Source organism: Corynebacterium sp. HMSC061H03, assembly GCF_001838215.1.
GTDB lineage: Bacteria > Actinomycetota > Actinomycetes > Mycobacteriales > Mycobacteriaceae > Corynebacterium > Corynebacterium jeikeium_D.
In genome coordinates this window covers 197,504-204,466 of record NZ_KV836075.1, presented here as the reverse complement: position 1 = coordinate 204,466, position 6,963 = coordinate 197,504, and the positions used below count along the sequence as shown (strand labels likewise).

Below are 6,963 nucleotides of genomic sequence, written 5' to 3'. Positions count from 1 at the left end.
ACGGTGTCGCCGACCTTCTTCAGCCAGGTGGTAATGGTGCCTTCGGTAACTGATTCACCGAGCTCCGGCATCTCAATAGAGGTCGCCATGTTTGTGCACTCCTCGAAAAGTTAAGAAATCTCGTTTTAAGACGGTTATTACAAATTAGCTTACAGGTTGAAAACTCTGCTTGCCCCGTGGGCTGCGCCCGCTTTCGACTGGTGCTTGGAATAGCTCATTCCAGCCATGATTCCAGCCGGGCGGGACGCAGTCGGATGACCGGCTACTTCGTTGCCAAATCCTCAATCACAGAGAACATCGTCCGAACCGGAACACCAGTGCCCCGCTTCGGGGTATAACCATACTCCCCGGTGGTGTTGAAGGCCGGACCGGCAACGTCGATGTGAACCCATTCAACATCCTCGCCAACGAATTCGCGCAGGTATGCAGCTGCAACGCTCATGCCACCAAAGCGAGAGTTCGTGACATTCCGCAGGTCAGCTACCGGCGACTTCAGGGCCTCTGCTAGCTCAACTGGAATCGGCATTGCCCAACCATTTTCACCAATGCTCTGAGACAGCTCTGCAACACGGTCACGGAACTCGTCGTTACCCAGGATGCCCGGGGTACGCTCGCCAAGAGCGACTAGCTGCGCACCGGTCAGGGTAGCGGTGTCAATCAGGTGAGTCGGCTTGTCTTCGCAGGCGCGGACAATGGCGTCTGCGAGTACGAGGCGGCCCTCAGCGTCGGTATTCAGAATCTCAATGGTCTTACCGCCGTACTGCGTAATGACATCGCCCGGACGGTACGCCTTACCACCCGGCATGTTCTCCGCCATTGGAACAGTTGCGGTCACCGGGGTGGATACGCCTAGGCGAGCAGCCAGGACGACTGTGGCAATAACAGCCGCAGCGCCGCCCATATCGGAGATCATGTTCTCCATGCTGGCGCCCGGCTTCAGCGAAATACCGCCGGTATCAAAGGTGATGCCCTTACCGACCAGTCCCAGCGAATTCTCTGCCGACTCATCGCCCTTCCAAATCAGGCGCACCAGGCGCGGCCCGCGCGAGGATCCACCACCCACGGCATTGAGGCCTCCGAAACCGCCGGCGCGCAGAGCGTCGTCGTCAAGCACCTCGACCTCGAGCCCCGCGTCACGGCCTAGCGCTGCAGCAGCGTCAGCAAACGTCTCGGGGTAGAGGTGCGACGATGCTGTATTGACGAAGTCACGCGCGGTGGCAACGGCATCCACAATCGCTGCAGCGCGCTTTACGACGTCGTCATCAGCGCCCAACACAACCACCTTCTGGGTGGCCTCGTTGCTTTCTTCGTCGCTCTTCTGACCGGAGTAAGCGTAAGCGCCCAGCGCAAAGCCCTCGGCTGCAGCCTGCGGATCGATGGCGCCGAGAGTGTTAAAGACCACCTTGGCCTTGGTCATACGGCGCGCAGCGGCGCCGCAGGCACGGCGGATGTCCTCGGCATCCAGATCCTCAGAACCCACGCCAACGCCCGTGACACTGTCGACATCCAGGCCAGCAGGAGCCGGGATGGTGGTCACGGACTCGGCCTTAGCGCTGGCGGAGACTGCCTCAAAGGAGGCGAGCAGCTGCTCTGCAACCGAACCGATGGCCTCGGGTGCGACCAGCTCGAGGCCATCCTCGCCGTCGATAAGCGCGACGAGAACCGCGTCGGCGTCCGCGGGCAGAGAGTTGTCGGCAGCGATGACCACGCGAGTGCCGATAGCCGGCAGGTAATTGGACAAAACAGCGGCGTTGCGAGAGGCGCCGAGCTGTGCCGAATCATTGTTAGCGGGGACTGACATGTAGTTGCATCTCCTTGTAGTCGTACTATGTGGTACACCACCGTATCCCTATTTGCCGGTTCGTGTCCTTCACCCCTGGACAGCGGACTGACGAGCCAGCGCCACGACTATTGGAATGTACCCGCGCCTAGTGCCCGCGACGCTGACATTGCCCTGACTAACACGGTCTTTCGGGGGCGAGTATTGATACGACTCGATCCTCGACGGTTTAGGATGAAAGACATGTCTGCTTTGGAATTTGCAATCGAACGTAACCCGAATCCACTCTCTGATGCCGAGCGCGAGGAGATTTTGGCCAACCCTGGTTTCGGTAAGCACTTCACCGACCACATGGTCCGAATTGACTGGACTGCAGACAAAGGCTGGCATGGCGCCAAGCTGCAGGCATACGGTTCGATTGAAATGCAGCCGTCTTCTTCGGTCCTGCATTACGGGCAGTCGATTTTTGAGGGACTGAAGGCGTATCGCATGCCGGATGGTTCCATTGTTACTTTCCGCCCGGAGCAGAACGCTCGTCGCTTCCAGCGCTCCGCTGACCGCATTGCAATGCCGCAGCTGCCGGAGGAGACCTTCCTCGAGGCAATCCGCCTGCTGGTTGAAGCCGATGCAGCATGGGTGCCGCCAGCTGGTGGCGAAGAATCCCTGTACCTGCGTCCAATCATGTTCTCCACCGAGAGCACCCTGGGCGTGCACCCGTCGAACTCTTACACCTTCCTGCTCATCGCTTCACCTGCCGGCGCGTACTTCTCCGGTGGCATTAACCCGGTGACCGTGTGGATCTCCCACGAGTACGTGCGTGCCGCGCCGGGCGGCACCGGTGCTGCGAAGTTCGCAGGTAACTATGCAGCTTCGCTGGCGGCTCAGCAGCAGGCAGAGGAAAAGGGCTGCGACCAGGTTGTGTGGCTGGACGCTGTCGAGCGCAAGTACATCGAGGAGATGGGCGGCATGAACCTGGCGTTTATCTACCCGGATGAGAATGCTGACGCTGGTGTTCGGCTGGTGACTCCAGAGCTGTCTGGTTCGCTGCTGCCGGGCATTACTCGGGCATCGCTGCTGCAGGCTGCTCAGGATCTGGGCATGAATGTCGAGGAGCGTCGCATTTCCACCGAGGAATGGAAGAATGATGCCACCTCCGGTGTTATGAGCGAGGCATTCGCCTGCGGTACCGCTGCAGTCATCACCCCGGTCGGTTTTGTGAAGTCCGCTGAGGGCGAGTTCGAGATCAACGGCGGCGAGACCGGTGAGTGGACTATGAAGCTGCGCGAGCGCCTGACCGGTATCCAACACGGCGAGGTTGAGGATACCCACGGTTGGATTTACAAGCTCGTTGAGGCTTAGTTTCGGCGTAGGTCGGCTAAGAAAAATTTAATAGTGGTTACTAGAATTAGTACTTTCGCAGCCCCTGTTTAGTATTCGCTGGTCAGGGGCTGCGTTTTTGCTTTGCTGGCTCCCCAACGGCTGTGCGATTTTCTCATGGTTCATGAATTGTTCAGACGGCATTTGTTTAGCCGTTAAAAACACCTCTAGCGTGACCGGGGTCACTGTGAAAAACTACCAACACGATTGATTTTTGTAGTTGGGAAAACAGTTTGAGGCGCTGTGATGGTGGTAGTTCAAGACTTTTTTAAAGATAGTTTTTCGTCAAGTAGTTCAAAGCGCCTAAGGGTAACCATCGTTGTCACTCTGTTGTTGGCTGCGTGGACGATTGGGTTTAGTGCGATTCCGGCTCCGGTGGCGGCAGCCCAAGATTCGCCTTCGCCGTCCGGGGTGGAACAGCCCGCTCCTACGGGCGAAGGGGGTACGGGCGAAGCAAAAGCAGAGCTGATCATGGATCTGTCTGGTTCGATGCTTGCCGACGACGCCGGAGGCACCCGCCTCGATGCGGCAAAGCGCGCATCCACGGAGCTGATTGACTCCCTCCCGGATGATGCGCTGCTTGGCATGCTGGTTTATGGCCAGCGCGAATCCAGTGATGAATCCAACCGCGAACGTGGTTGCCAGGACATCGAGGTGCTGTCGCCTGTCCAAAAGGTCGACAAAGAAGGCCTGAAGAGCAGGATTGCCGGGTTGGAAGCTCAGGGCTACACGCCGATCGGCAATGCACTGCGTAAGGCGGCGGATGAGCTTGGCCCAGACGGTGAGCGGTCAATTATTTTGGTCTCTGACGGTATCGACACCTGCGCGCCGCCACCGGTGTGTGAGGTTGCGAAGGAACTGGCAGGGCAGGGTGTTGGCCTGACGATTCACACAGTGGGCTTCAAGGTCGATGAAGAAGCTCGCGCTGAGCTGGAGTGTGTTGCGCAGGTATCCGGTGGACAGAGCATGACTGCGGACGATGCTACCCAGCTTGCAGACCACATGAAGTTCTTGACTCAGCGGTCAGTGCAGGGCTACGAAACCACGGGTACTCCTTTCGAGTTCTCCGAGACTAAGGAAGGCGCGAAATGGCTCGGCGAGGGCAAGTACCAGACGACGCTGGTGCCAGAGGTTGCCCAGCACGATCGCACCCCGCTCTACTACCGAATCGCAGTGCCGAAGGGACACAACGCGATTGTTACCTCAAAGGTGTTAGCGAATATCGATGCTGAGGGTAAGGGCCAGCAGGATGTCCGAACTGAAGTTGACGAAATCATCAATGAAACTGGCGGAAAATGCCAGGACGACGGTCGTATGGGGTCGCTGACTGGCGCCGAAGCTAGTGCCGATTCGTGGACTCCAACTTCGGCTGATGCAAGCATTCTTGCATGGGATAGTGACCGCATCGAATCCAGTTGCGATCAAACCAAGTGGCTCGTCGCAAATAACGTGTGGGTCTATGACGGTGATTCAGTAGCGGACTATCGTGATGAACCGGTGAAGGTCGAGGTTAGCGTCCAGTTTGAGCCAGTCCTGAAGAAGCAGGATGCTGACAAGCTAAATGAAGGACGGTCTTCCTCGACTGGGGACAAAGCCTACAAAAAGGCCACTTTTGGAGAGGCCAAGACCGTAAACGGTGGCAATAACGCAGCCCAAGCGCCGGAAGTTAAATCTGGGGATACCATCTCTGACACAATCGTGCCCGGTGAACAGAAGTTCTACAAGATCCCTGTCGAGTGGGGTCAGCGACCAGTGATTGCTGCCCGCACTGGAAATTCGGAGCGCGATAATGCCGATTCCATGGGAGTTGCGCTGTTGAATCCATTCGAGGTTTCCGTGGCGGATGGAACAATGCACTTTTATCAGGATTCCGAGGACCTGAACTTGTCAACAGATCGTCCGGTCGAATACAACAACCGAGAATCTAATGTTGGAGGACGACCTGTAGCCAACGCCGGCTACTACTACGCGACTGTCCGAATGGCTAACTACCGCCCGGATGAAGAGGTCAGTGGCATCGATCAGCCGTTCCAGCTCGCATTCCTCCTGGACAACAAGCCAACTAAGGGGCCTGACTGGCGACCGACTGACAAGAACGGCCCGACTCCATCCGATAAGCCGATTCTGGCCAAGGGAGAGTCGGAGCAGGAAACGTCAAAGGACTCGTCAGAAGATGCGTCGAATGAATCTGACTCCTCGGATACGGATTCTCAGGCATCCGCATCCTCGTCGGACATGGAAGATGAGGGCATGAGCCCGTTGGTCATTGGCACCGTTGTAGCAGTGGTCGCCGTGTTTATCGGCATTGCCGGCGCAATCGTCTACCAGAACAAGAAGCGCAAGGAGTAGACAAACCGTAAGATCAGGAAGTTCCTGAGCAGGGGGGGCAGGGTGGGGAAGGCAGCAAAATTGTGTCCGCTTGGCGTATCGCTGGTGGGCACATTTTTTGCTGCGTAGCCACGAAAACTGACAACTCCAAGAACTATGGGCTGCAGATGTGAAACTGTGTGAGTTTATGACACTTTCAGGCCATTTTTCGGACCATTTTTGACATAAACGCAGTCAGTAACTCGCATTGGCCCGCCGTCGCTAACATAACCGCAGTCACTAGCCCCACTGAACCCAAACCCCACTGAACCCAAACCCCACTGAACTCAAACCTGGGAGTGTCACCCCAACAAAGAAAAGCGCGTCCCGTGCATCGCTGCGGCGGGACGCGCTTTTTTAATTAGCTGGGAGGCTAGAAGGTGTGCTCGTTCTTGGCGCCCCGGCAAACGGTCGGCGCAAAACAATTTGGGCGAGCCCCGAAACGAGCCTCCTGTACTCCGCCTTCCCGGCGGTGTGCCCTCAGAATACGTCCGCGTCAAAGCGACCGTCAATAGTTCTTTTTAAAGAAAACCCCAACGGGGGCAATGCGCGCATTTTCCCTGCTAGAACCCTATGGCAAGTGCCACGGCACAGACAGCGCACGTTATCTCAATGACTGCACCAAACACGTCGCCGTTGACTCCGCCAAACCTCTTCACGCAATGCCGCGTCAGCAGCAGTGTAACGCCAAAGCTCAGTGCACAACCGACTACGCCCACGAGCCCAACCACCCAGCCCGACACAGCGAGCAGCAGTATCCACCAGCAGGTCACCGTGACTGTGGACTGAGTACCGGCAGTCAGAGAGCCGAAGCCGCTGTTCGAAAAAGGCGGAAAGCCGCGCCAGCAGGCAGTCGTTGCTGCCGCGCGAGAGGCTACAAAAGGCAAGCACAGCGCAACCACGCCAGGCCACATCTGACCGGCAGACCACTGCGACAGCACACTAGCCACAATCACGGCAAAAGCAGTCGTCGTCGTCAACATCGTCAGCACGATGGAGCCCACGCCCATTGGGCCGGTGCTCGGATCGCGCAGCACCTCCCGCGCCCCCTCCGGCGGCTTATACGAGCCGAGGGCATCCGCCACATCCGCCAGCCCATCCAGGTGCATCGCGCGGGTCAACATCTGTGCCGCCACCATAATCAGGGCGCCGCCGAGGATCGGGGTGACGTCGTAAAGCGTGGGCGTGCGTGACGACGACGTTGCGAACAGCGCCGCCGTGATGAGAACTGCACCCGCGGCAGGAACGAGCCCAGCTACTGGCAGTGCGGCGATGGCGCGACGGCCGGTGATGCGGTCGAACACGCTCGCGCCTTTGAAGGGCAGGATGGTGAGCCAGGACAGGGCAGTGGTGATGGCCTCAGCGACGGCATTGCCGTGAGCAGAGGGATCGCCGTCGAGGTTGTCCTGGCGAGACGGGCCGGCTTTGTCGGACAAGTC

Annotated in this window: 5 protein-coding genes; 2 read left to right on the top strand and 3 right to left on the bottom strand. The window is 58.1% G+C overall.

The annotated features are described in order from the left end of the window. The coding region (locus HMPREF2787_RS11415) for a biotin/lipoyl-containing protein (protein ID WP_141744350.1) at positions 1-89 on the bottom strand (89 nt) is incomplete at its 3' end. Positions 90-262: 173 nt separating this feature from the next. Continuing rightward, entirely contained in the window at positions 263-1,801 is a 1,539-nt protein-coding gene (locus HMPREF2787_RS07605; protein WP_083308425.1) for a leucyl aminopeptidase, read from the bottom strand. A gap of 222 nt (positions 1,802-2,023) precedes the next feature. On the opposite strand from HMPREF2787_RS07605, the gene HMPREF2787_RS07600 reads away from it, so the two are divergent. Next, entirely contained in the window at positions 2,024-3,139 is a 1,116-nt protein-coding gene (locus HMPREF2787_RS07600; RefSeq protein WP_016423039.1) for a branched-chain amino acid aminotransferase, read from the top strand. Positions 3,140-3,490: 351 nt separating this feature from the next. Beyond that, positions 3,491-5,506, top strand: coding sequence for a vWA domain-containing protein (locus HMPREF2787_RS07595; RefSeq protein ID WP_168168054.1), 2,016 nt, complete (start codon positions 3,491-3,493; stop codon positions 5,504-5,506). A 581-nt stretch (positions 5,507-6,087) separates the two neighbouring features. On the opposite strand, the gene HMPREF2787_RS07590 is transcribed toward HMPREF2787_RS07595, so the two are convergent. Continuing rightward, positions 6,088-6,960 carry an adenosylcobinamide-GDP ribazoletransferase gene (locus HMPREF2787_RS07590; RefSeq protein ID WP_070858915.1) on the bottom strand — a complete coding sequence of 291 codons (873 nt, stop codon included), beginning with the start codon at positions 6,958-6,960 and terminating at the stop codon, positions 6,088-6,090. Positions 6,961-6,963: the final 3 nt, after the last annotated feature.